Source organism: Arcobacter aquimarinus (assembly GCF_013177635.1).
Classification (GTDB): Bacteria; Campylobacterota; Campylobacteria; order Campylobacterales; family Arcobacteraceae; genus Aliarcobacter; species Aliarcobacter aquimarinus.
In genome coordinates, this window is sequence record NZ_CP030944.1 from 509159 (window position 1) to 535066 (window position 25908).

Genomic DNA, 25908 nt, shown 5'->3' on the forward strand with positions numbered 1-25908 from the left:
ATGAATTTTTGTTCATATTTGTTTTAAATATTTTGAATTTTTTAAAAAATAATTATTTTTGTATAAATAAAGTGTTTATTTTTTGTAAGTTAGATAAAATACAAATAAAATTAGAGATAAAAGAGAAAAAGATGAAAAAAGAATTAATAAAAGTTATAAAAAAAGCAGGAAAAATACTTAAAAAAGGATATTACTTAGATAAAGAAGTAAGTTTAAAAGCAAAAAAAGATTTAGTAACAAAATATGATGTAGCGGTTGAAGAGTATTTAAAAAAGAAATTTTCAAAAAAATTTAAAGAGTTTAATATAATTGCAGAAGAGTCTGATAATAGTTCAATTGAATTTAATAATTCAATAATAATTGATCCAATTGATGGAACAACAAATTTTGTAAATAAAGTTCCTCATACAGCTATTTCTGTTGGAGTTTATAAAGATAAAAAACCTTATTTAGCAGTTGTTTATAATCCAATTTTAGATGAATTATATGAAGCAAAAATTGGATGTGGTGCTTATTTAAATGGTAAAAAGTTAGAAGTTTCACAAGAAGATAATTTTCAAAAAGCATTAATAGCAACAGGTTTTCCATATTCAAGTGGAACAGATAGTGATGATTTAAATGATGTGATAAAAAAAATAAAAGATATTTTACCTTTATGTCAAGATATTAGAAGATTAGGAAGTGCATCAATTGATTTATGTATGGTTGCAAAGGGTGTTTTTGAAGGATATTATGAGATGAATTTAAAAGCTTGGGATGTTAGTGCAGGAATTTTAATACTTACAGAAGCAGGTGGAAAAGTTACAAATATAGAAGGTGATGAATATAAACTTTTTGAAGACAAATATATAGTTGCAACAAATAGTAAAATACATGAAGAGTTTATAAAAAATTTAAACTTATAAAATAATCAAAAAAGATAGAAAAGGGCAGATTTAGTTATTATTAAATATAATAAATACTTTAAAATAAGAATAAGAGGTTTTTTATGTGTGGAATAGTTGGTTATATTGGTAAAAATGACACTACGAAAATATTGTTAGATGGATTAAAAGAGTTAGAGTACAGAGGATACGATAGTGCAGGGATTGCAGTATTAAAAGATGATAGAATCGATGTATTTAAAGCTTTAGGAAAACTTGTAAATCTTGAAGAAAAGGTTAATACATCAGCAAGTAGCAATTATAATTTAGGAATTGGACATACAAGATGGGCAACACACGGAAAACCAACTGAACTAAATGCACATCCTCATTTAGGTGAATATTCTTATGTTGTTCATAATGGAATTATTGAAAATTATAAAGAGTTAAAAGAAGAATTGATTTCAAAAGGTCATAAATTTGTATCTCAAACAGATACAGAAGTTATAGTTCATCTTTTTGAAAATTTTTATAATCAATTAAATGATACAACAAAAGCTTTTCAAAGTACAATAGAAAAACTTGAAGGAGCTTTTTCAATTTTACTAATTACAAAGGTAGATTCATCAAAAGTGTTTTTCTTTAAACATGGAAGTCCATTAATTGTAGCGAAGGGAAATGAAAAAGAAGAAGTTTTATTCGCTTCTTCTGATGCTCCACTTATTGGACTTGCTTCAAATGTTGTCTATTTAGAAGATGGAGTTGGTGGAGTTGCAAGTGCTGATTCTATTGAGTTTTTTTGTGATAATTATTCATGGTCAACACTTCCTACTTCAAAGCAATTTGCACAAAAAGATGGATATAGATTCTTTATGGAAAAAGAGATTTATGAGCAAAGTAGTGTTGTTAGTGATTGTATGCTTGGAAGAATTAAAGATAGTGAAATTTTATTTGATGAAATTGAAACATCAATAATAGATGGAATTAACGAAATAAAAATTTGTGCTTGTGGAACTTCTTATCACGCAGGATTGACTGCTTCATATTTATTTGAGAGACTTTCAAAGGTTAAATGTAATGTAGAAATAGCAAGCGAATTTAGATATAAAGAGCCATTATTAACAAAAGATACTTTGTTTATTGTAATCTCTCAAAGTGGTGAAACAGCTGATACTTTAGAAGCTTTAAAGATGGCAAAAAATGCAGGTCTTAAAACACTTGTAGTTTGTAATGTTGATAATTCTTCGATGACAAGAACAGCAGATGCTACAATTTTAACAAGAGCTGGAATTGAAAAAGGAGTTGCTTCAACAAAGGCATTTTCTACTCAAACAGTAGTTCTTTGGATGTTAGCTCTATTTTTTGCAAAAGCAAAAAACGTGATTTCAGTTGAAGTTATGCAACAAGAGTTACATACTTTAAGAGAAGTTCCAAAATCACTTTGTATTAGCGATAAAATTCATGAAAAAATGAAAAGATTATCAAAAAGATATTTACATGGACATGGATTTTTCTTTATTGGTCGTGATGTTTTTTATCCTCTTGCTTTAGAAGGAGCTTTAAAATTAAAAGAGATTTCATATTTACATGCAGAAGGTTATCCAGCTGGTGAAATGAAACATGGTCCTATTGCTCTAGCAGACCCAGAATTATTTACAATTGCACTTATGCCACAAAATTTACTTTATGATAAAATTAAATCAAATGTAGAAGAGTTAAGTGCTAGAGATTCTACTATCTGTGCTATTTCACCATTGGATTTTGATTTGGCAGATGATTTTGTGAAAATAAATTCTTGCGATCATTATATGTTGGAATTTTTTGAAATGCTAATAGTTTTACAACTTTTATCAATGGAAATTTCAATAAGACTAGGAAATGATGTTGATATGCCAAGAAACTTAGCAAAATCAGTAACGGTTGAATAATGAAAAAATATTTATCTTACATATTATTAGCTTTACTAGTTTATTTACTTTATGTAAATGAAGACTCAAAATATATAGTTGCTGGAGTTGGAATTTTTATAATTGGTATGCATTTTATGGAAGATGGGTTTAAACTTTTTAGTGGTGGAATTTTAGAAAAATTAATTGCTAAAAGTACAAATACAACTTCAAAATCAGTATTTTTAGGAATAACGGCAACTGCAATTTTACAAAGTTCTTCATTAATAGCAATTATTGTAATCTCCTTTTTGTCAGCAAAAATTATTTCACTTGCAGGTGCCTTGGGAGTTGTATTTGGATCAGCTGTTGGAACAACTGCTACAACATGGGTAGTTTCAACATTAGGAGTAAAAGTTGATGTTGCAGCTTTTGCTTTACCTATGATTATTTTTGGAGTAATCTTTAGATTTTATAAGAAAAAAAATATTCAAGGAATAGGAAATATTCTTTTAGGTTTAGGTTTCGTTTTTCTAGGTATTGGATATATGAAAGATGGATTTGAAGATTTAAAACAAGGAATAGATTTAGCTCAATTTTCAATGGAGGGCTATGCCGGAATTGTTATTTATACATTAGTTGGAGCAATTGCTACTGTTATTATTCAATCAAGTAGTGCAACTATGGCATTAACAATCACAGCTCTTGCAACAGGTCAAATAATGTATGTAAATGCTATGGCTATCGCTGTTGGAGCAAATATAGGAACAGCAACTACAGCAGCAATGGGAGCAATGGTTTCAAATGCAAATAGTAAAAGAATGGCTGTTGGACTATTTATATTTAAAGGTGTTACCGCTGTTATTACTTTGGCTTTATTATATTTTATAGTTGATTTAGTTGATTATTTGTCGAGTATTTTAGGAATAGGTGCAGATGATTGGGCTATGAAACTAGCAGTTTTTCATACATTATTTAATTTAATAGGGCTTATAATATTTTCATTTTTCATTCCTAAATTAGTAAGTTTTTTAAAGAAACTTTTTGTGGAAGATGTAGAAAGCTATATATTAAAACCAAAATATCTTGATATGGAAGTAGTTGCTGTTCCATTTGCTGCGTTAAAAGCTACAAGAAAAGAGACTATTCATTTATATGATAATGCCACTGAAGTTTTAAGTCATGCTATTATGTTACATAGACATAGATATTTGGGAAAATCTGATATAGCAGTTGTAGTAAAAGAATCATCAGATATTATTGATTTAAATATTGATGATTTTTATCAAACAAGAATAAAATCTTTATATAGTGATATTATTGATTATTCAACTTATTTTATAAATGAACTAGATAATGAAAAAAAACTTTATTTATATGATTTAAGAAGTGCTTGTAGAGATATAGCAGAAGCTGTTAAAAATACAAAAGAGTTGCAAAAGAATATAAGTAAATATCTTTCAAGTGATAATAATTATATAAAAGATGAATATAATTATTTAAGAGAAGCTGTTGCAAAAACAATGAATACTATCAATGAGATTAAAAATAGTAAAGATGAAATAGATGTGTTATCAAAAGCTGAATTATTAAAAGAGTATTTAAAAAGTTTAGATGTAATTGCAACTGGAAGAATTGATGTTTTAATTAGAGAAAAAAGAATTGATAAAAAAATGGCTACTACATTGTTAAATGACAATGCACATGCAAATATTGTAATCAATAAGTTGATAAATGTTGCTAAAGTATTATGGATTGAAGACCTAAGTATCAAACAACTAGGAGAAGATTATGAAGCTCTTAAAACTTTATGAAAAAGCAAAGAAATATCTATCACTGATTAGTGAAAAAGAAGATGTTGAAAAGAAAAAGATAGAAAAATTACGAGATAAAATAGAAGAAAAAATTTCAAAATTAGAGAAAAAAATTAGAAATACAAATAATCAAGAAGAGAAAATAAAACTAAAAGAAGAGAGAGAAATACTTAAAGATTTTAGAAAACAATTAAAACAAAAAAAGTAAATAACAGCAATTTTTAGTTAAAATTATAAACTTTTTGTCTTTATGGCAAATTGAATTCTTTAAATTTTTATTTTAAATTTCTTACAAATTATAGAAAACAAAAAAATGGAAAACAAAAGATGGAAAACAACTCAAGATTTTTCTTGTGGAAAACAAAGGATGGAAAACAAAAATGGAAAAAAAAAGACAATACTTATTTACAAGTGAAGTAGTAAGTCCAGGACACCCTGATAAATGTGCAGATATTATAGCAGACTCGATAGTAGACAGATTAATTATTGAAGATAAAGATAGTAGAGTTGCTTCTGAGGTATTTGTTGCAGGGAAACATGTAGTTATTGGTGGAGAAGTAAAATCAAGTGCAAATTTATCAATAGAAGATTATGAAAAAATAGTAAAAGACGCTCTTGCAAAAATTGGATATGATGGAAAATCAGCTTTTACAAAAGAACAATGTCTGCATCCTGATGATGTAAAAGTTCAAGTTTTATTAAATCAACAAAGCCCTGATATTAATCAAGGAGTTGATCAAGTTGATGGGGAAATTGGAGCTGGTGATCAAGGAATTATGTTTGGATTTGCATCAAGTGAAACTGCTGATTTTATGCCAGCTGCTATTACTTATGCTAGAATGTTGTGTGATAAAGTTTACAATTATGCTTTACATCATAATCAAAAACTTGGAGTTGATATTAAAACACAAGTTACAGTTGATTATGGAACAAAAGAAAATTTTGAAAATTGTAAGCCTCAAAAAATTCATACAATAGTTGTAAGTGCACCTTCAGTTGAAGGAATGCCAATAGAAGAAGTAAGAGAATTAATCCAAGGCTTAATAGATGATTCTGGACTTCCAACAAATATGTATGATAAAAAGAGTACAATTATTCATATAAATCCAACAGGAAGATATGTAAATCACTCTTCTTTACATGATAGTGGGTTAACGGGAAGAAAATTAATCGTTGATTCATTTGGTGGATATGCACCAATTGGTGGTGGAGCTCAAAGTTCAAAAGATTATACAAAAGTTGATAGAAGTGGACTTTACGCTGCTAGATGGATAGCAAAACATATTGTTGCTTCTGGTTTAGCTAAAAAAGCAGTAGTTCAAATCTCTTATGCAATTGGAGTTGCACGACCAACTTCTGTTTCAGTTGATACAATGGGTTCTTATACAAAATTTGATGATGATAAATTATCAGCTTTTGTAATGGAAAATTTCCCATTAACTCCAAGATGGATTACACAAAAATTTGCTTTAGATAGACCAAGTGAAAAAACATTTCTTTATGCAGATGTAGCAGCTCGTGGTCAAGTTGGACAAAGCGATTATCCGTGGGAAAAACTAGACGAACTAGATAAATTTGAGAATATTCAAAACTAAGAAAAAGGATTATTATGGATTTAAGAAACCTATTTAGCAAAATATCTTTTGATAGTAAATCAAAAGAGCAACCAACAAAAAAAGATGCACCAAGTCATTGGATTAAATGTCCAGAATGTAATTCTTTGATGTTTTTTAAAGAAGTAGAGGCTCAAGATAATATTTGTCCAAAATGTAATTTTCATATGAGAATTGGTGCAAAAAGAAGAATTGAAATTATAACTGATAAAGATAGTTTTGTTGAATATGATGTTGAATTAAAACCAAATGATCCTTTAAAATTTGTTGATAAAACTTCTTATAAAAAAAGAGTAGAAGAAGCGTTAAAAAACACAGGAAGAACATCTTCTGTTGTTAGTGGAGAAGCAAAAATAAATGAAATTCCAGTACAACTAGTAGTTTTTGATTTTGCTTATATGGGTGGAAGTTTAGGTTCAGTTGAAGGTGAAAAAATTGTAAGAGCAGTTAATAGAGCTATTGAAAAACAACAAGGATTAATTATTGTTTCAGCTTCTGGTGGTGCTAGAATGCAAGAATCAACATTTGCTTTAATGCAAATGGCAAAAACTTCAGCAGCTCTTAAAAAACTTGATCATGCAAAACTTCCATATATTTCCATATTAACAGACCCAACAATGGGTGGAGTTTCTGCTTCATTTGCATTCTTAGGTGATATTATTATGGCAGAGCCAGGTGCATTAATTGGATTTGCAGGACAAAGAGTTATTAAGCAAACTATTGGAGCTGATTTACCAGCTGGATTTCAAAGAGCAGAATTTTTACTAGAAAAAGGTTCTATTGATATGGTTGTAAATAGATCAGAAATGAAAAAGACTCTAACTGATTTATTAACAATGTTTCAAAAAGAAAAAATTAGTTAATAAATGATTTCAAATTTAGAAAAGGCTTTAGGTTTCGAACTTAAAGCCTTTAATTATTTATATGTCTTATGTGATTATGAAACACTACATAAAAAAAATATCACTTTAGAAAAATTTGTAGATTTATGTAAAAAGAGTGATGTAAAATTAGTTCAGTATAGAGATAAAACTTCATCTTTACAAGAACAAAAAACAAATCTTTTATACTTAAAATCACAGCTCAATATACCAATAATCATAAACGATAAAATAGAATTAATAGAATTTGCTGATGGCTTGCATTTAGGACAAGAGGATTTTTTAGCAATTCATAAAGACAAAAAAATAGCTACAAAATTAATAAGAGCAAAAATAAAAAATAAACTACTTGGACTTTCAACTCATAATGAAATAGAAATTTTAGAGGCTAATGATTTAGCTTTAGATATGATAGGTTTAGGTGCTTACAGAAATACAAGTACAAAAGATGTAAGTTCAATAATAGGTTCTAAAATTTCATATTTGGCAAAAATCTCAAAACATCCAGTTTGTGCTATTGGTGGAGTTAAAATGAATGACATTATAGAAAATATTAAATTTAATGTAATAGGAAGTGGTTTTTTTAATGAAAATTAATATTTATTCTATTTTAAAACCAAGTAAGGATAATTTTGATTCGATAATTCAAGATTTTTTAAAAATGTCATCAAAATATGCAAAAGTTGAAGTTCATTATATTTTTAATAAAAATATAGCAAAAGCCCAAACAATAGGCGAAAAAGAAGCCCAACAGTCATATAGTGAAACCTATGATCCTTTATTAAGAGGATTTAATATCGCACTTGATGTTTTAGGGAAAAAAGTTGATACTTATGCTTTTTCTTCATTACTCGAAGATAAAAATGAAGTTAATTTTTTTATTGGTGGTGCATATGGATTTCAAAGGGAATTTTTACAAAAATGTGATAATGTAATTTCTCTTAGTGATTTAACAATGGCTCATAAAGTTGCAAATGTTGTTTTAACAGAACAGATTTTTAGAAGTTTATGTATTCAAAACAATCATCCCTATCATAAGTAATTTATAAACATTTTTGTATAATAAAAATATAATAAAAGAAATTTAAAAAAAGGAAAGAAGATGGGTTTAAAAAAATATATCGCAGCCACAATAATTTTTCTTGTAGTGGTTTTTGGATATACATATAGCTTAGAATTAGGTAGTTATGAAGCTTCACTACTTGGATATTCACTTAGTTTACCTATATCTGTATGGATAGTATTTCCAGCTGCTGTTTTAGTATTAGTTACATACTTACATATTGTATTTTATGGACTAATAAATTATTTTAAACAAAGAGCAGTTTTAAAAGACCATGAATCAATGATAGAGTTTGTAAAAGCTGAATTACTTGAAAAAAATAATACGGTAAAATTTAGAACAAAAGAGTTTAAAAATTTATCTTCTATACTTAATCAATTTAAAATTTCAACAAAAGATGAGAGATTTACTTCTTCAAATGAAGATTTAAACAAAATTGTAGGAAATATACAAGATATAAATGATGGTAAATTTGTAAATGATAAATCATTTAAAGTAAATGAAACTACAAAGTTAGCTAATTTAAATATGTTAAATAAAGTAAATGAACAAATTGATTTTGCAGTTGATGTTCTTAAAAAACCTGAAAATTATTCATCAAATGTTGTAAAACAAGCTTTTGAAAATGTTTTAAGAGAAAAAAGCATGACAACTGTTAAAAAACTTTATAAAAATATAAAATTGGATAAAGAACAAGCATTTAAACTTTTCGAAAAAGATGCTTCAAATAATGAATTTGGATTTACGCCAGATGAAATTTTACAAATTGTAAAAAGTTTAGACTTTACAAAAGATGATTATTTAGTTTTAGCAAAAAATTATGAAAAGATTTTAAAGCCAGATCAAATTATTGCCCTATTTGAAAAATTATCATCTGAAATTGATGAAGCAACAACTGCATATTTACATGTATTATGTGAGTATGAAATGATAGAAAAGGTTAAAGAGATAGTTACTTTAACTCCTGACAATGAATTTGCAGCTTTTAAAGCTTTATTGGATTTAAAAGATGCAGGGAAACATTATAATTTAGAAGCGATATCTTATAAATAATGAAAAATAAACTTGATTTTAGCCGACCCCTAGTGGTGTTGGCGCCACTTGCTGGTTATACTGATTTACCTTTTAGGTCTGTTGTGAAGAAATTTGGTGCAGATTTAACAATCTCAGAGATGATATCTTCAAATGCTTTAGTTTATAAATCTGCACGAACGCTTAAAATGATAGAAAAATCACCAACTGAAGATCCTTATTTTGTACAAATAGCAGGAAATAGTGTTGAGTTAGTTCGTGATGCTGTTTTGCTTTTAAATGAAGTTGAAGGAATTGATGGAATTGATTTAAATTGTGGATGTCCTGCACCAAAAGTTTTTAATCATGGTAGTGGTTCAAATCTTTTAGGAGATTTAAAAAAGCTTGAAGAGATACTTTCAACAGTTAAAAAATATTCTAAGAAACAATATACATCTGCAAAAGTAAGACTTGGTGTTAATGAAAAAATACCAGTTGAAATTGGAAAAGCAGTTGAAGCTTGTGGAGTTGATTTTGTATCTGTTCATGGAAGAACAAGAGCTGGAAAATATAAAGCACCTGTTGATTATGACGCAATTAAAGCTATGAAAGAAGCTGTTTCTATACCTGTAATAGCAAATGGTGATATAAAAGATTATGATAAAGCAAAAGAGGTTTTAGAATATACAAAAGCAAATGGAGTTATGATAGGACGAGGTGCTATTGGAAAACCTTGGGTATTCTATCAGTTAAAACATGGAATTGAAGATATTTCAAATGAGATGAAAAAAGAGATTATTTTAGAACATTATGATGCCATGCTTAAATTTCATGGTCCTCATGGGGCTATTATGTTTAGAAAATTACTTCACTCTTATTCAAAAGGGTATACAGGAGCCAATGAATTTAGAGATATTGTAAATAAAATTTCTGATATTGATGTTATGAGAGATTTAATAGAAAACTTTTTTTAAACTTTTTTAACTTGATTCAAAAGTTATTTAGATAGAATATTGCACTTTTTAAAAGTAAAAAATAAAAATATTTTTTAATAAAGGAATTATTTGTCTAAATATTATTTTGAATTAGCTTTTAAACCAAATAATCATTATGAACTTTTTTTAGATTTGTTAGAATCAATAACTACAGATGCTATTGAAGAGAATGATGGAGTTTTAATAGTAAGAAGTGAAGAAGAACTAGAAGATTTAAAATTTGGAATTGAAGAGTTCTCAAAAGCTTTAAACACAGATTGTGAAATTTTATATGAAAAAAAAGAGAATATTGATTGGATAAAAGAGTATCAAAAATCTGTTAAATCAGTTGAAATTGGTAACTTTTTTATTAGACCATCTTGGGAAGATAAAAAAGAAGAAAAGATAGATATTATAATAGATCCAGCATTATCTTTTGGTTCAGGACATCATGAAACCACATCTTCGTGTATTGAAGCTATAGATGAGTTTATAAAATCTAAGCAGACGGTTTTAGATGTTGGAACAGGAAGTGGAATACTTGCAATTGCAGCTTCAAAAAAAGGTTGTTTAGTTGATATTTGCGATACTGATGAAGTATGTATTATTGATACTAAATCAAATTTTGAGTTAAATAATGTTTCATTTAATGATTCATGGGTTGGTTCTACTAATAAAACTACAAAAAAATATGATGTTGTAATTGCCAATATTGTTGCAGATGTTTTAGTAATGATAGCAAATGATTTAAAAAAATGTTTAAATGATAATGGAATATTAATAATTTCAGGAATATTAGACAAGCATACTAATAAAGTTTTAAATAAATTTAAAGATTTAACTCAATTAAAGCTTATTCATAAAAATGAATGGGTAACTATTGTATATGAAAACAAAAAGGAGTCTTAAAATATGGTAAAAAAGCCTAAAAATAACAATCAGAATAATAACCAGAATTTTAACAACAATAATAACAATAACAACAATAATAATTTTTTTAATAATAATCCATTGTTGATATTTGTAATTTTTTCAATTGTTACAATTTTTGCATTCAAAGCAATTTTTCCAGAAGAACAAATGGGAAATGCAACAAACTCAAATATGCAAGCATTTGGTCAAACATCAAATAAAACAATTGCATATTCAGATTTAAAAAGAATGATTAGTTCAGGTAAAATTGAATATGTTGGAATTGGGAATACTCAAATTAGAGCTATTTCAAAAGGTGATAGTGGACAAGTTATAACATACACTGCAAGAAGAGTTGTTCCTGATGAAACACTTATTCCTGAGTTAGAAAAAAATGGTATAGGATATGGTGGAATCAATGAAGAAAATATCTTAGCTGATATTTTATTTGGTTGGGTTTTACCTATTTTTATATTTTTCGCTATTTGGATGTTTATTGCTAAAAGAATGCAAAAATCAATGGGTGGTGGTTCAGGAGGAATTCTTGGAATTGGTTCATCTAAGAAGATGATTAATTCTGAAAAACCAAATGTAAAATTTGATGATATGGCTGGAAATAAAGAAGCGAAAGAAGAAGTTCAAGAAGTTGTTGATTTTTTAAAATCTCCTGATAGGTATGTAAGACTTGGTGCTCAAATTCCAAAAGGTGTATTATTAGTAGGACCTCCTGGAACTGGTAAAACTTTATTAGCAAAAGCAGTTGCTGGAGAAGCTGATGTTGAGTTTTTATCAGTTTCAGGTTCTGCATTTATTGAAATGTTTGTTGGAGTAGGTGCAAGTAGAGTTAGAGATTTATTTGAACAAGCTAAAAAAGTAGCACCTGCAATTATTTTTATTGATGAAATTGATGCAATTGGTAAAAGTAGAGCAAGTGGTGGTCCAATGGGTGGAAATGATGAAAGAGAACAAACATTAAATCAACTTTTAGCCGAAATGGATGGATTCTCAACTGAACATGCTCCGGTTATAGTATTAGCTGCAACAAATAGACCAGAAGTTCTTGACCCAGCACTTTTAAGACCAGGAAGATTTGATAGACAAGTTTTAGTTGATAAACCTGATTATGAAGGTAGAATTGAAATTTTAAATGTTCATATCAAAGATGTAAAATTAGCAAAAAATGTGGATTTAAAAGAAATTGCAAAAATGACAGCAGGACTTGCTGGTGCAGATTTAGCAAATATTATAAATGAAGCTGCACTTTTAGCAGGAAGAGCTAATAAAGAAGAAGTTGAACCAAGTGATTTTAAAGAAGCAGTTGAAAGACAAATTGCTGGATTAGAAAAAAAATCAAGAAGAATTTCTCCAAAAGAGAGAAAAATTGTTGCTTATCACGAATCAGGACATGCATTAATTGCTGAGATTACAAAAGGTGCAAATAAAGTAAATAAAGTATCTATTGTTCCAAGAGGTTTAGCTGCTCTTGGATATACATTAAATACTCCAGAAGAAAATAAATATTTAATGCAAAAACATGAGTTATTAGCTGAAGTTGATGTTTTACTTGGTGGACGTGCAGCTGAGCAAGTATTTATTGGTGAAATTTCTACAGGTGCTGGAAATGACCTTGAAAGAGCAACTGGAATTATCAAATCAATGGCTACTATTTATGGTATGAGTGATATTGCTGGATTAATGGTACTTGAAAGAAGAACTAATCAATTCTTAGGTGGACAAACACAAAAAGATTTCTCTGATGCAATGGCAAAAGATTTAGATGACCATGTAAAAAAAGTATTAAATGAAAGATATGAAATTGTTTTACAAGCATTAAGAGATAATAGTGCTGCTATTGAGCAAATGACTGCTGAATTATTAGAAATAGAAGTAATTACAGGCGAGAGAGTAAGAGAAATCATAAAAGAAAATGGTGGAAAAGTTTTTGAAGATGAAGATTTACATACAGAAGCTTTAAAAGACACAGAAACTGAAGAAAAAAAAGAAACTACTGAGGAATAACTATAAAAAAGAGTGAATAAATTACAGTATTCACTCTTTTATCTTACAAAATAAATTTAAAAAATAATATCATTTTATATTGACAAAATAGAATTTATTAATTATACTTAACTACTTGAAATACAAATATACTTAAAATAAGGAGAGATATATGAAAATATTTAATTTTTCAAATAACCATTTTATCAAAAGCGTTAACTCTCTTCTGCTTCTTTCTTTTTCTCTCTAATTATAAATTTTTATAATTATTAATTTACAAAAAAACAATTAAATTTAGGTTTTCTTTTTTTAAATAAAAAAAGATATAATATATGACATTTTAAAAGGTTAATACAATGGATAAAAATAAAATTATAGTATTTGATACAACATTAAGAGATGGGGAACAAAGTCCTGGTTGTTCTATGAATACAGAAGAAAAAATAAAAGTAGCTTTACAGTTAGAAAAATTAGGAGTTGATGTTATAGAAGCTGGTTTTGCAGCTGCAAGTCCTGGAGATTTTGATGCTGTTAGTAGAATTGCAGAGATTGTAAAAAATTCAAGTATTTGTTCTTTAAGTAGAGCTATTGAAAATGATATTAAACAATCAGGTTTAGCAGTTAGTAAAGCTCCTAAACATAGAATTCATACATTTATAGCAACTTCTCCTATTCATATGAAATACAAATTGAAAATGACTCCAGATGAAGTAATCAAAAGAGCAATTCATGCAGTAGAATATGCAAAAACATTTGTAGATGATGTTGAATTTTCTTTAGAAGATGCAGGAAGAAGTGAAATCTCTTTTATGAAAGAGGTTATGGATGCTGTAATTGGTGCAGGTGCAAGAACTATCAATTTACCAGATACGGTTGGATATAGATTACCAACAGAATTAGGTGCAATGGTTAAAGAATTAAGTGATTATGCAGCTGATAGAGCGATTATTTCAGTTCATAATCACAATGACTTAGGATTAGCAACTGCAAATACTTTAGCTGCTGTTTTAAATGGTGCTAGACAGATTGAAGTTACAATTAATGGTTTAGGAGAAAGAGCTGGAAATTCAGCTTTAGAAGAAGCTGTTATGGCTATTAAAACTAGAAAAGATGCATTTGGAGATTTATATACAACTATTAATACTCCTGAAATATATGCAACTTCAAGATTAGTTGCAACAATTACAGGTGTTGAGCCTCAACAAAATAAAGCAATTGTTGGTAAAAATGCATTTGCACATGAAAGTGGAATTCATCAAGATGGTGTTTTAAAACACCAAGAAACTTATGAAATTATGAAACCTGAAGATGTTGGAGTATTTAAAGACTCTACTTTAATTTTAGGTAAACATTCTGGTCGAGCAGCATTTAGAGATAAAATAGTTCATTTAGGATTTGATAAAGTAACAGATGAAGAGTTAAATGCAGCATTTGAAAGATTTAAAGTTTTAGCTGATAAGAAAAAAGAAGTAACAGATGATGATGTTAGAATGTTAATAACTGATGAATCTTTAAATCATGACAAAACTTATGAATTAATAGGATTACAAATCAGTGATTGTACAGCAGGTGTTCCTACAGCAGCTGTGGCTATTAAATACAAAGATGAAGTTTTAAGAGATGCAGCTATTGGTGATGGAACTATGGATGCTATATTTAAAACAATTGATAGATTAACAGGTTATAACGGTGAATTAAAAGATTATAAAGTAATCTCTGTAACTGAAGGAAAAGATGCTTTAGCAAAAGTTACAACAAGAGTATCTTTTGATGAAACAAGTCCTGCTTTTGTAGGACACGGGTTGAGTATTGATACGATGTTAGCAACGGCAAAAGCATATTTAGGAGCTTTAAATTCTTATCTTTCTCAAAAAGAGAGACTTTCTAAAAGTTGTGAGCATCAAGTATAAAATGATGGAACAAATAGAAACATTAGATGAGTTTCAAAATAGAATTAATACAGGAAATCCTGTATTAATCTATTTTTCTGGTGAAAATTGTTCTGTTTGTAAAGTTTTAAAACCTAAAATTGAAGAAGAGATAACTAAATATTATCCAAAATTTAAACTTTTTGAAGTTAAAACAGATATATCTGTTGAGCTTACTGCTCAATGTATGATATTTTCTATTCCTACAATAATAATCTATTTTGATAAAAATGAGTTCAAAAGATATGGAAGAAACATGAGTATTCCACTTTTTATAGATGAATTAAAAAGACCATATAATTTAATGTGTGAGTAAAAAATGAAATTAACCCTTTTAATATTTTTGATTATTTTTATAGTTATGCAATTTATTCAACCAAATAAAGAAAATATTGTTGTTGATAAAAATCTTGAAATAAAAGCACCAACTGAAGTGATGAATTTATTCAAAACATCTTGTTTTGATTGTCATTCAAATGAAACAACTTGGCCTTGGTATTCAAAGATTGCACCATTTTCTTGGGTAGTTGCAAATCATGTAAATACAGGAAGAAAAGCACTAAACTTTTCAACTTGGGAAAATTATTCACCTCAATTAAAAGAGGAGAAGTTAAAAGCTATTTATAGAACAGCTTATGCTTCAATGCCACTTCCTAGTTATATTTATGCCCATGAAGAAGCTAATTTAACAAAAGAACAAAGAAGTATGATAAGAGATTGGACAGGAGTTCGGTCTAAGTGAGAGAAGAAGTAGCTGAACTTTTAGAGAGTAAAAAAGAGTTATTAACAATTACATATTTTAAACTTCAGAAATTATTTGAAAAAAAGTATGGAGTAAATACTGTTGTTCTTATGGAAATAGGAACATTTTTTGAAGTTTATGAAGTTAATAATGATGAAGAAAAAATAGGAAAAGCAAAAGAGATTGCAGAACTTCTAAATATTCAGCTTACAAGAAAAAATAAATCTATTTTAGAAAACTCAAAAGAAAACCCTATAATGGCAGGAGTTCCTGCTATTTCATTTGAAAAACACTTAGCAAGAATAATAGCTGAACAAAAATATACAGTTGCAATTATCAGGCAAAAAGGAGTTCCTCCAAATGTAACTAGATATTTAGATACAGTTGTAAGTCCTGGAACAAACTTTGATTTTGTAATAGACCAAGATGAAAATAATATCACTTCACTTTTAATTGACCAAATAAGAGGAATTTATTTAGTTGGCTATAGTGCTATTGATGTAACAACAGGAAAATGTTATTACAACGAAGTTCATGGAACAAGTGAAGATAAGTTTTTTGCTTTAGATGAAGTATTTAATTACATGAATATGCATAAAACAAATGAAGTTGTAATTACATTTGCTGATAATAATATAAATCAAAAAGAGGTTATAGATTATTTAGAATTAAAATTAAAGACTTTTCATATAGGAACTTTTAGACCAAAAATAAATTATCAAAATGAGTTGTTTAAAAATGTTTTTAATATTCAATCATTATTAACTTCTATTGAACATCTTGATATGGAAAGAGTTCCGCTTAGTACAGAATCACTTGCAGTGTTAATTGATTTTGTTATAGGACATGATTCAAATATTATTCAAAAACTTTCACACCCTTTTAAACTTGATGTAAGTAGATATGTCTATTTAGGAAATAATGCATTAGAGCAACTAAATGTTATTGAAACAACACATAATCCGAGTTTACTGAAGCTTTTAAATAATACTTCAACAGCTATGGGGAAAAGACTTTTAAAAGAGAGACTTACTCATCCTATAAAAGATAGTAAAGAGATTTTAAGAAGACTTGCTTTGTCAAAGGAGTTGTATGATTATCATGCTCCAATAGAGAATGAATTAGCAAATATTTATGATATAGAAAGACTTACAAGAAGAATAAAGTTAAATAGACTTCATCCTTTTGAGTTAAACTATTTATATGATTCTTTACTTAGTATAAAAGAGGTAGTTAAATTTATGGAAAATTATAAGTTTTTAACACCTCCTTGTAGTAGTGCTGATATTGAATTATTTATTCAATCTATTAATTCAACTTTTGATTTGTCAGTTAGTGGTAAATATATGCTAAAAGATGTTGATGATAATATGATAAATGTTGGAATTAATACAAAAATAGATGAGTTAAATCATCAAAATGAAATTTTATATTCAAAACTTGAGTTATTAAAAGCTCATATTTTAACTTATATAAAATCAGAAGATTTAAATTTTGTAGGAATAAATAGACTTGATAAAGAAGGTTTCTTCTTAACATTAACAAAAAATAGATATAACTTAATAAAAGATGAGTTATTGAAATCTCACATAATTATCGACAATGAATTGTATTTGTTTAAAGATTTCATTATTAAAATTCAAACAAATTCAGTAAAAATATTTTGTAAATTAACAGAAGATATTTCTGATAAATATGTTCATAATTTACGAAAAATAGTAGAGTTAAATAAACTTGTTTTTAAAGAGAAAATTTTTGAATTTGAAAAAAAATTTACTATTTTATTAGAAGAATTAGTACAATTTATAGCTGAAGTCGATTTAACTGTTTCAAATATAAAAATAGCAAAAAAATATAATTATTCTTGTCCTAAAATTGTAAAAACAAAAGATGATGAAAATTTCTTGGAGTTAATAGATTTGAGGCATCCAATAATTGAAGCAAATGAAGAGCAGGGAATTTATGTACCAAATGATATTATTTTAGGTGAACTAACTTTAGCTTCAAAAGAGTATAAAGATAATGTAATTATAAAAAATTCAAATCCAGTAAATATATATAACAACAAAATGCATGGGATTTTACTTTATGGAATTAACTCTTCAGGTAAATCTTCACTTATGAAATCTATAGGAATTGCAGTAATCTTAGCTCAAGCTGGATTTTATGTACCTTGTAAATCTATGAGATTTTCTATTTTTGATTCTGTATTTACAAGAATTAGTGGAGCTGATAATATTGCAAAGGGATTGTCTTCATTTGCTGTTGAGATGTTAGAATTAAAAAATATTTTTAATAGAGCAAGTAAGAAATCACTTATTTTAGGTGATGAAATTTCACATAGTACTGAAACTATGAGTGGATTAAGTATAGTTGCTAGTTCTATTTTAAAGTTATCAAAACTTGAAGCTATTTTTGTTTTTGCAACACATTTACATCAACTTCCAGAAATTGAAGAGATACAAAAATTAAAAAATATAATAGCTCTTCATTTATCAGTTATCTATAAAGATGAAGAAGATAAGCTTATTTTTGATAGAAAATTAGGCTTTGGTAGTGGTTCTTCTATGTATGGTTTAGAGTATGCAAGATCTCTTCATATGGATAAAGAGTTTTTAAATAAAGCAAATGAGATAAGAAAAAGACTTACTGATGATTATGATAAGGTTGAAAGATTAAGTCAGAAAAAAACATCAAAATATAATAACAATCTTTTTACGACTACTTGTGTTATTTGTGGGAAACCTTGTGATGAAGTTCATCATATAAAAGAACAAGCTAGAGCAAACAAAGATGGCTTTATTGGACATATAAACGCAAATCATAAATATAACCTAATACCACTTTGTAAAGAACATCATAAAATGGTACATGATGGAAAAATAAATGTAAATGGTTTTGTTTCCACTTCAAATGGATTGGAATTGCACTATACTATGATGCAGATAATAGATTAAATGTAAGAAAAAAGAGAGATTAATATCTCTCTTTATCTCCATTTTTAAGAAGCTCTTTTGTAAATTTTACTACTTTATTTCTTCCTGTTTCTTTTGCCTCATAAAGAGATAAATCAGCAAATTTAATACACTTCCAAATTTGGTCTGTATCACTTGGGAAGAAAGCATAACCAATACTTACAGTTTTACTAAATGATTCATTATTAAATGTGAAAATTAATTTTGAAAAATCTTGATTTATTTTATTGGCTAAAGCTAAAGCACTCTCTTGAGTTGGGTTTTTCATAATAATTAAAAACTCTTCTCCCCCAAATCTAATAATAAATTCATTTTCACTAATTGCATCTTTCATTGTTTTTGAAAGTTTTTGTAAAATAGCATCTCCTGCATCATGTCCGTAAGTATCATTTATCATTTTAAAATAATCAATATCTAAGAACATAACAGCATAAGTTGTACCTTCTTTCAATTCGTAAGGCATTTTTTTATCTATAAATTCATCTAGATATTTTCTATTATAAAGACCTGTCAATCCATCTACTAAGTTTCTTTCTCTTAGTACATCCATTAATAATTTACTTTCTAGTATAGGTTTTGTTTCTTCTAAATATTTTTTTATTATTCCAATTTGATATTTTGTGTGTTTTAAGCACTCTTCATTGTTACAAATAATATGAATAACAACATTTTTTTGTTCATTTATTAAAAATGGAATACAAATATGATTTGAGTTATTAGGACAAATAGCAAGTCTACAAATTTCTGGAAAATTTTCAGATGCAACAATTGTATTTGTTCTTTCTGCTCTACATTTTTCTTTTATATTTTTTGAAATATTACAACAAGGAACAACTTCTTTTGTTGAGTAGATAACTTTTCTTTCATCTTTTATCAAATCTGTTTCAAAAATAAAGAAATTTTCTATTTTTAATTTATCTTTTAATACTTGAATTAATCTATAGTAAATATCATCTTTTGTTAAATCTGTTTCAATAGTTTTCTTATAATTATAGATTTCTGATATATCTTCTATAATCTCTTGGGCACTTAATAATTTATCATTATTTATGTTTGATGAACGATTATGAACAAAAGTTGTAAGATTTTTTTCAATTCCAGTTAAAACTGTTTCTAATTTTTCTATAAGTTCATTTAACCAAGTTGAAGCTTCTTTATCTTCTTTTAAAACACCATCTTTTGCTCTTACTGAATAATTTCCTTCATGAACTTGTTTTAAAACTTCAGTAATTGAATCAAATGAAGAAGTATAAGGTTTGATTTTTCTACTGATGTAAATTAATATAAATATTAAAAATACTGAGATAATTCCTACTATGTTTAAAAGTACAGCAATACTAGAAATTCTATCTTCTTGAATATCAAAAGTTACAGAAATTGCACCTAAAACTTCACCTTCTTGTGCATTATGACAAGAAATACAGTTAGGTTTATCAAGTGATGAAGCTGTATATGGAATAGTTATTCGTAGAGTTGCATTTGTTAAAGATTCATCAATTATGATTTTTTCTTTACCATTTCTTAAAACTTCTTTGTCAATATCATCTCTTGGAACTTCATTTGCGAGATGTGATTTACCAAACTGTTCACTCACACTTTTAGCTCTGATAATCCATAAATCATTTACTTCATTTAACTGACCAATACTATTAAGAAAAACATCTCTTTGATCCATATTCCCGTTAATCATATGAGATGTGAGAGATTTTTTTACTATATCAGCAGTTAAATAGGCTCTTTTTTTTGCACTATCATAACCACTTTGCCTAGAACCCAAAGCAACTAAGGCAACTATTACTACTGTTAGTAAGGAAACCATAGTAAAGATAATAATTGTTACTTTTTTATTTGAGTTCATTAAAAGGCCTTTATAAATCTTTTAGTTTATAATATCATAAAATTATTTTTATTTGAAGATATTTTTATAATAATTTAATAAATTTTATAAAATTTTGAAAGCTTCCTCTAAATCAAGGGTTCCTTCGTAGAAAGCTTTTCCTACAATAACTCCAGAAATATTTCCATTATTTTTACAATTAATGATATCTTGAATATCTTTTACTCCACCACTAGCAATAGTATCAACTTGGCTAGAAAGTGCTATTGATTCTGTAAATTCTACATTTACACCACAAAGCATTCCATCTTTACTAATATCTGTACAAATAATAGCTTGAACTCCTGCATTTGCAAACTCTTTTGCTAAATTAGTTGCTTTCATAGTTGAAACTTCAGCCCAACCTTCAACCGCAACCATTCCATCCATGGCATCTATCCCAACTGCAATTGGATATTTTGAAGCCATTTTTTTTACAAATTGAGGATCTTTTACAGCAATTGAACCAAGAATAAGTCTATCAACTCCAAGCTCTAGATACATTTTGATAGTTTCTTCATCTCTTATTCCTCCACCAAGTTCTATTTTTAGGTTACAATTTTCTCTAATTTTTTTTATTTGTTCTAAATTTGCAGGTTTCCCTTCAAATGCTCCATTTAAATCAACAATATGAACCCATTTTGAACCTAATTCTTCAAATCTTTTAGCTACTTGCCATGGTTCATCAGAATAGATTTTTGCACTATCCATTAATCCTTTGCTTAGTCTTACAGCTTTTCCATCTTTTAAATCAATCGCAGGTAATATATCCATTAGTTTTCTCCTTTGTGTTATTTACATAAATCTTCAATTGTTTCTTCAATAGTATTAAATTTGAATTTAAAACCTAACTCTAATAATTTTTTTGGAATTGCACTTTGTCCATCTGTTAGAACTCGTGCTCCTTCACTAAAAATGATATTTAAAACAAATTGTGGTACTGGAAGTATAGTAGGTCTTTTTAGTGTTTTTCCTAAAGCAAGAGTTAAGCCTTTGTTTGTTGTTGGAATAGGTGCTGTAAGGTTAAATGTATCCTCAAATTCATTTTCAATAACAAATTTATAAGCATTTAATAGGTCATTTATATGAATATAAGAAAAAGCTTGTTTTCCATCACCGATAGTTCCACCTAATCCCAATTTAAAAGGAGTTATCATTTTTTGTAATGCTCCTCCATCTTTTCCCATAACTATTCCAAATCTAAAAATAGAGACCTTAGTTGATTCATTTTTTGCTTTTTTTGCTTCTTTTTCCCAATCTTGACAAAGATTTGATAAAAAATCATTTGAATAAGAACCATTTTCATCATAAGTTGTTTTATTATTATATATTCCAACAGCAGATGTAGAAATAAGAAGTTTTGGTCTATTTTGAATACTATTTATAGCATTTACTATTTTTGATGTTGTTTCTATTCGGCTTGAATATAGAAGTTTTTTATAAGATTCACTCCATCTGTTTATGATATTCGCACCAGCAAGATTAATAACAATATCTGTTTGATTTAAAGTTTCTTCTAGTTTTTTATTGTCGTTTAAAACATCTCTTGAAATAGATATTATTTTATATCCTAAAGCAGAAAAATATTTTTTCAAACTTGTTCCTACAAATCCACTTGCACCTGTAATTGCTATAGTTTTCATAAATATCCTTTATTTTATATTTACAAAGTTCTTCAAAATTCTAAGTCCATTATCATGAGATTTTTCTGGATGAGGCTGAAATCCATAAATATTATCTTTATTTACAGCACTTGTAAATTCATATCCATAAGTTGTTGTTCCTATGATGTTTTTTTCACTTGTTACTGCATGAAAAGAGTGAACAAAATACAAATAAGGATTATGTAAGCCTTCAAATAAAGGATGCTCTTTATTTACAATCGTATTCCACCCCATGTGAGGAATTTTAAAATCTTCATTCATTTTAGATTTATCAAATTTTACAACTTTCCCATCAATTAAACCTAACCCATCTGTATGACCAAACTCTGTTGAACTTTCAAAAAGTAGTTGCATTCCAAGACAAATACCAATCATTGGTTTACCACTTTTAGCATACTCATAAATAGCTTCATTCATTCCAGATTGAACTAAATGTTCCATAGCATCTTTGTACGCTCCAACACCTGGTAATATTACTCTATCAAAGTTTTTTAAATCAGCTGGGTCTTTTACTATGGTTGCTTTTACATCTATTAGATGACAAGCATTATAAACGCTTGCAAGATTTCCCATATTATAATCAATAATTCCTATCACAATATTCCTTTAAATTGGCTCTTGAATTTAGCTTATTATACTAAAGTTTAGCATCAGCAAGGGTTAAAGAAAATAGAACTTGATTATTTTTCTTTTCAAGAGCTTTTTTTGCTTGTTTAATTGTAGCACCTGTTGTGATTAAATCATCACATAAAATTGTCATTTGATTAGATATATTTGTAATTTCAAATTTTCGAGGATTTTTTTGTCTAAATTCTAAATCTTTTCCTGCGTATTTAACTATATTTGTAGCTTTTAAGCAGTTGTATTTTGGAGTTATAAATTGAGATTTTAAATGTTTTGCCAAAATTGCTGTGTGAGAAAAATCATGTCGTGTGTGGTCATCAATAGGAATTGCTAGAATTTGGGAAGTAAAAATAAAGTTTTTAGCAAATTTAGCAAAAGATAGTTTGGCAAGAATATTAAAAACTCTATCGCCATGAAAATAGTATTTTGAAGAGATTAAATCTTCAAGTTCTGAAAGAGTATAAAAAGAGTAGTTAAAAAATCCATCTTCTATTTCTCTTTTGTGGAAAGAGGGGATTAAAAGATTATTTTGACAATCTTTGCAAATAATTTCAAATGATAGGTTTTTACAAGTTAGGCATAACATAGAATAATAATATCATAAATTATATATTCTTTTCTTTTTAGTAAAGAAAAGAACCAAAAGATGTAATCCTGCTTGCAGGCAAAAGCGTTCTCAGAGTTTCAAAATAGCTAAAAAATCTATCTAAATTCTAAAATTTGAAAACTCGGTTTCGTTCCTCCACCTCAAACAGTTCAAATTTCTTTACGAATTTAGATAGATTTTTTTTAACGCTATTTTGAAAATGCTCACATTTAAGAGTGTAGTTTGAATTTTGCTATAATGATTGAAATTATAATAAAGAGAAATTTATGTAAAAAATCATGTTAGTAATTATTAGTATTTTTATTGGTTTTCTTGCTTCTATTACAAAAGATTATCAAGAATATTTAGCTGAATATTCTAAAATTAATCAAAAAACAATGAATGATTATAAAAGTGTCTCAATTGATGAATTAAGTGATTTTACAAAAGAATATCAGAAGTTTTTAAATATTTTAGAATTAGAATCAAAAAAATATTGTTGAGATTTAAGATTTAGTGCAGATTCAAGATGGAGCTTTAGTTTTAAAGCAGAGTTTACTATATGTAAATGAGCATTTAAAATTGAAGTGACAACGTAGAATATGTGCTGAAGATTAAATCTTCAACACAGCCATAAATGCTTCTTGTGGTACATTCACCTTTCCAATCGCTTTCATTCTTTTCTTACCTGCTTTTTGTTTTTCTAGTAGTTTTCTTTTTCTTGTAATATCTCCACCATAACATTTTGCAGTTACGTTTTTACCTGTTGATTTTACTGTTTCTCTAGCTATAATCATACTTCCAATACTAGCTTGAATTGCCACTTCAAAAAGTTGTCTAGGAATTAATTCTTTTAGGGCTTTTACAAATTCTCTTCCTTTTGCAACAGCTCTATCATCAGGAACAATAATCGACAAGGCATCAACAACATCTCCAGCAACTCTAACATCAAGTTTTTTAAGATTTCCAGGTCTAAATCCAACTGGTTCATAATCAAAAGATGCATAACCCTTTGTTGTTGATTTTAATTTATCATAAAAATCCATTACAATTTCATTCATAGGTAAATCATACTCTAATAAAACTCTTTTTCCTAAGTAATCCATTTTTACTTGAATACCTCTTTTATCATTGAGGAGTTTTATTACATTTCCTAAAAATTCATCAGGTACTAAAATAGTTGCTTTTACATAAGGTTCAAAAATTGTTTTTATGTAATTTGGTTCAGGAAGTTCACTAGGATTTTGAATTTCAATAATTTCTCCATCTGTTTTTTCAACTTGGTAAACAACTGTTGGAGCAGTTGCAATTAAATCTAAATCAAATTCTCTTTCAAGTCTCTCTTTAATAACTTCCATATGAAGCATACCTAAGAAACCAGTTCTAAATCCACTTCCTAGCGCTGCTGAACTTTCTGGTTCAAAAGAAATTGAAGAATCATTTAATTTTAATTTATTTAAAGCATCTCTTAAATCTTCAAATTTATCAGTTTCGATTGGATAAATTCCAGCAAATACAAACGGTTTTGCGGGTTCAAATCCATCTATTGCTTCAGCTGTTGGATTTTTTGCATCAGTCATTGTATCACCAACTGCAATACCATCTAATGTTTTAAGACCAAGTACAACAATACCAATTTCACCAGTTTTTATTTCCAATGTATCTTGACGTTTAAGTGGGTGTGGATACATTAAACTTAAAACTTGGTGTTCAACTTTTGTATTCATAAGTTTAACTTTTTGACCTTTTTTAATACTTCCATCATAAACTCTAACAAGAGCTAAAGCTCCAAGATAATTATCAAACCAAGAATCATAGATTAAAGCTTTTGTAGCTGCATTTTCATCTCCAGTTGGGCAAGGAACTCTATCTACAATAGAATCAATTAAATCTTTTACTCCAAGTCCTGTTTTTGCTGAAATTAAATTGTGTTGTGTACAATCAAGTCCAATGGCTTCTTCAACTTCTTCTAAAACTCTAATTGGGTCAGCACTTGGTAAATCTATTTTATTCACAACAGGTAATAATTCTAAATCATTATCCATAGCTATATAAACATTTGCAATTGTTTGTGCTTCAACACCTTGCGTTGAATCAACAATAAGTAAAGCACCTTCTGATGAAGCTAAAGATCGGCTTACCTCATATGAAAAGTCAACGTGACCAGGAGTATCAATCAGATTTAAAACATATTTTTGACCATCTTTTACATAATCAAGTCTAACACTTTGAGCTTTAATAGTAATTCCACGTTCTTTTTCAATATCCATTGTGTCCATAACTTGAGAAGTCATTTCTCTATCAGTAATTGCTCCACATTCTTGAATAATTCTGTCTGCAAGTGTTGATTTTCCATGATCAATATGTGCAATAATACTAAAATTTCTAATATTTTTTTGCAAAGGCTATCCTATTATTTGTTTATTATTTCATTAATTAATGGCGATTATATCTAAAGTTTTGTAAGTTTATAGTTAAATGATTTTAGAATTATTTAA

Annotated in this window: 23 protein-coding genes; 17 read left to right on the plus strand and 6 right to left on the minus strand. The window is 27.7% G+C overall.

The window, feature by feature from the left end:
- The first annotated feature begins 131 nt into the window (after positions 1-131).
- From AAQM_RS02530 to AAQM_RS02605, 16 genes are all read left to right on the plus strand, one after another.
- Positions 132-905 (plus strand): inositol monophosphatase family protein, encoded by a 774-nt coding sequence (locus AAQM_RS02530; protein ID WP_129094172.1) that lies wholly within the window; start codon positions 132-134, stop codon positions 903-905.
- Between the two features lie 83 nt (positions 906-988).
- The gene (gene glmS, locus AAQM_RS02535; RefSeq protein ID WP_129094173.1) at positions 989-2791 is read left to right on the plus strand and encodes a glutamine--fructose-6-phosphate transaminase (isomerizing); all 1803 of its coding nucleotides are present in this window, start codon (positions 989-991) and stop codon (positions 2789-2791) included.
- Entirely contained in the window at positions 2791-4563 is a 1773-nt protein-coding gene (locus AAQM_RS02540) for a Na/Pi cotransporter family protein (protein WP_129094174.1), read from the plus strand. The genes glmS and AAQM_RS02540 overlap by 1 nt, the downstream gene beginning before the upstream one ends.
- Complete coding sequence (locus AAQM_RS02545; RefSeq protein ID WP_129094175.1) at positions 4541-4771, plus strand: hypothetical protein; 231 nt, start codon at positions 4541-4543, stop codon at positions 4769-4771. Before AAQM_RS02540 ends, AAQM_RS02545 begins: the two co-directional genes overlap by 23 nt.
- 172 nt (positions 4772-4943) lie before the next feature.
- On the plus strand, positions 4944-6158 hold the full coding sequence (gene metK, locus AAQM_RS02550) for a methionine adenosyltransferase (protein ID WP_129094176.1): 1215 nt from the start codon (positions 4944-4946) through the stop codon (positions 6156-6158).
- Positions 6159-6172: 14 nt separating this feature from the next.
- A complete protein-coding gene (gene accD / locus AAQM_RS02555; RefSeq protein WP_129094177.1) occupies positions 6173-7039 on the plus strand; it encodes an acetyl-CoA carboxylase, carboxyltransferase subunit beta in 867 nt (288 codons plus the stop codon).
- A 3-nt stretch (positions 7040-7042) separates the two neighbouring features.
- A complete protein-coding gene (locus tag AAQM_RS02560; protein WP_129094178.1) occupies positions 7043-7654 on the plus strand; it encodes a thiamine phosphate synthase in 612 nt (203 codons plus the stop codon).
- Positions 7644-8099, plus strand: a complete 456-nt coding sequence (locus AAQM_RS02565) for a 23S rRNA (pseudouridine(1915)-N(3))-methyltransferase RlmH (protein WP_129094179.1) — start codon at positions 7644-7646, stop codon at positions 8097-8099. The genes AAQM_RS02560 and AAQM_RS02565 overlap by 11 nt, the downstream gene beginning before the upstream one ends.
- Before the next feature lie 60 nt (positions 8100-8159).
- Entirely contained in the window at positions 8160-9173 is a 1014-nt protein-coding gene (locus AAQM_RS02570) for a hypothetical protein (protein WP_129094180.1), read from the plus strand.
- Positions 9173-10105 (plus strand): tRNA dihydrouridine synthase, encoded by a 933-nt coding sequence (locus tag AAQM_RS02575; protein WP_128985400.1) that lies wholly within the window; start codon positions 9173-9175, stop codon positions 10103-10105. Before AAQM_RS02570 ends, AAQM_RS02575 begins: the two co-directional genes overlap by 1 nt.
- 90 nt (positions 10106-10195) lie before the next feature.
- Positions 10196-11014: a 50S ribosomal protein L11 methyltransferase gene (locus AAQM_RS02580; protein ID WP_129094181.1), complete on the plus strand. Its 819-nt coding sequence runs from the start codon at positions 10196-10198 to the stop codon at positions 11012-11014.
- A 3-nt stretch (positions 11015-11017) separates the two neighbouring features.
- Positions 11018-13036: an ATP-dependent zinc metalloprotease FtsH gene (gene ftsH / locus AAQM_RS02585; RefSeq protein WP_129094182.1), complete on the plus strand. Its 2019-nt coding sequence runs from the start codon at positions 11018-11020 to the stop codon at positions 13034-13036.
- Between the two features lie 335 nt (positions 13037-13371).
- Positions 13372-14925: a 2-isopropylmalate synthase gene (locus AAQM_RS02590; protein ID WP_129094183.1), complete on the plus strand. Its 1554-nt coding sequence runs from the start codon at positions 13372-13374 to the stop codon at positions 14923-14925.
- Between the two features lies 1 nt (position 14926).
- Positions 14927-15259: a thioredoxin family protein gene (locus tag AAQM_RS02595; RefSeq protein WP_228722700.1), complete on the plus strand. Its 333-nt coding sequence runs from the start codon at positions 14927-14929 to the stop codon at positions 15257-15259.
- 3 nt (positions 15260-15262) lie between these two features.
- Positions 15263-15685, plus strand: coding sequence for a heme-binding domain-containing protein (locus tag AAQM_RS02600; RefSeq protein ID WP_129094184.1), 423 nt, complete (start codon positions 15263-15265; stop codon positions 15683-15685).
- Positions 15682-18642, plus strand: coding sequence for a MutS-related protein (locus AAQM_RS02605; protein ID WP_129094185.1), 2961 nt, complete (start codon positions 15682-15684; stop codon positions 18640-18642). Before AAQM_RS02600 ends, AAQM_RS02605 begins: the two co-directional genes overlap by 4 nt.
- A 19-nt stretch (positions 18643-18661) precedes the next feature.
- Here the strand turns inward: AAQM_RS02605 and AAQM_RS02610 are convergent, their stop codons facing one another.
- From AAQM_RS02610 to AAQM_RS02630, 5 genes are all read right to left on the minus strand, one after another.
- Complete coding sequence (locus tag AAQM_RS02610; RefSeq protein ID WP_129094186.1) at positions 18662-20518, minus strand: GGDEF domain-containing protein; 1857 nt, start codon at positions 20516-20518, stop codon at positions 18662-18664.
- An 84-nt stretch (positions 20519-20602) separates the two neighbouring features.
- A complete protein-coding gene (hisA, locus tag AAQM_RS02615) occupies positions 20603-21310 on the minus strand; it encodes a 1-(5-phosphoribosyl)-5-[(5-phosphoribosylamino)methylideneamino]imidazole-4-carboxamide isomerase (RefSeq protein ID WP_129094187.1) in 708 nt (235 codons plus the stop codon).
- A 17-nt stretch (positions 21311-21327) separates the two neighbouring features.
- Positions 21328-22179, minus strand: a complete 852-nt coding sequence (locus tag AAQM_RS02620) for a TIGR01777 family oxidoreductase (RefSeq protein WP_129094188.1) — start codon at positions 22177-22179, stop codon at positions 21328-21330.
- A 9-nt stretch (positions 22180-22188) separates the two neighbouring features.
- Complete coding sequence (gene hisH / locus AAQM_RS02625; RefSeq protein ID WP_129094189.1) at positions 22189-22797, minus strand: imidazole glycerol phosphate synthase subunit HisH; 609 nt, start codon at positions 22795-22797, stop codon at positions 22189-22191.
- Positions 22798-22837: 40 nt separating this feature from the next.
- On the minus strand, positions 22838-23410 hold the full coding sequence (locus tag AAQM_RS02630; RefSeq protein ID WP_129094190.1) for a ComF family protein: 573 nt from the start codon (positions 23408-23410) through the stop codon (positions 22838-22840).
- Between the two features lie 299 nt (positions 23411-23709).
- Here AAQM_RS02630 and AAQM_RS02635 point away from each other — a divergent pair, with 299 nt between their 5' ends.
- Positions 23710-23913: a hypothetical protein gene (locus AAQM_RS02635; RefSeq protein WP_129094191.1), complete on the plus strand. Its 204-nt coding sequence runs from the start codon at positions 23710-23712 to the stop codon at positions 23911-23913.
- A 111-nt stretch (positions 23914-24024) separates the two neighbouring features.
- Here the strand turns inward: AAQM_RS02635 and lepA are convergent, their stop codons facing one another.
- Positions 24025-25812, minus strand: coding sequence for a translation elongation factor 4 (gene lepA, locus AAQM_RS02640; RefSeq protein WP_129094192.1), 1788 nt, complete (start codon positions 25810-25812; stop codon positions 24025-24027).
- Between the last annotated feature and the right edge of the window lie 96 nt (positions 25813-25908).

Coding starts and splice junctions, on each gene's coding strand:
- AAQM_RS02590 (WP_129094183.1), top strand. CDS start 13,372: ATGGATAAAAATAAAATTATAGTATTTGATACAACATTAAGAGATGGG.
- AAQM_RS02565 (WP_129094179.1), top strand. CDS start 7,644: ATGAAAATTAATATTTATTCTATTTTAAAACCAAGTAAGGATAATTTT.
- AAQM_RS02575 (WP_128985400.1), top strand. CDS start 9,173: ATGAAAAATAAACTTGATTTTAGCCGACCCCTAGTGGTGTTGGCGCCA.
- AAQM_RS02600 (WP_129094184.1), top strand. CDS start 15,263: ATGAAATTAACCCTTTTAATATTTTTGATTATTTTTATAGTTATGCAA.
- AAQM_RS02610 (WP_129094186.1), bottom strand. CDS start 20,518: ATGAACTCAAATAAAAAAGTAACAATTATTATCTTTACTATGGTTTCC.
- metK (WP_129094176.1), top strand. CDS start 4,944: ATGGAAAAAAAAAGACAATACTTATTTACAAGTGAAGTAGTAAGTCCA.
- glmS (WP_129094173.1), top strand. CDS start 989: ATGTGTGGAATAGTTGGTTATATTGGTAAAAATGACACTACGAAAATA.
- accD (WP_129094177.1), top strand. CDS start 6,173: ATGGATTTAAGAAACCTATTTAGCAAAATATCTTTTGATAGTAAATCA.
- AAQM_RS02545 (WP_129094175.1), top strand. CDS start 4,541: ATGAAGCTCTTAAAACTTTATGAAAAAGCAAAGAAATATCTATCACTG.
- ftsH (WP_129094182.1), top strand. CDS start 11,018: ATGGTAAAAAAGCCTAAAAATAACAATCAGAATAATAACCAGAATTTT.
- AAQM_RS02540 (WP_129094174.1), top strand. CDS start 2,791: ATGAAAAAATATTTATCTTACATATTATTAGCTTTACTAGTTTATTTA.
- AAQM_RS02570 (WP_129094180.1), top strand. CDS start 8,160: ATGGGTTTAAAAAAATATATCGCAGCCACAATAATTTTTCTTGTAGTG.
- hisA (WP_129094187.1), bottom strand. CDS start 21,310: ATGGATATATTACCTGCGATTGATTTAAAAGATGGAAAAGCTGTAAGA.
- AAQM_RS02595 (WP_228722700.1), top strand. CDS start 14,927: ATGATGGAACAAATAGAAACATTAGATGAGTTTCAAAATAGAATTAAT.
- AAQM_RS02560 (WP_129094178.1), top strand. CDS start 7,043: ATGATTTCAAATTTAGAAAAGGCTTTAGGTTTCGAACTTAAAGCCTTT.
- AAQM_RS02620 (WP_129094188.1), bottom strand. CDS start 22,179: ATGAAAACTATAGCAATTACAGGTGCAAGTGGATTTGTAGGAACAAGT.
- AAQM_RS02630 (WP_129094190.1), bottom strand. CDS start 23,410: ATGTTATGCCTAACTTGTAAAAACCTATCATTTGAAATTATTTGCAAA.
- AAQM_RS02635 (WP_129094191.1), top strand. CDS start 23,710: ATGTTAGTAATTATTAGTATTTTTATTGGTTTTCTTGCTTCTATTACA.
- AAQM_RS02530 (WP_129094172.1), top strand. CDS start 132: ATGAAAAAAGAATTAATAAAAGTTATAAAAAAAGCAGGAAAAATACTT.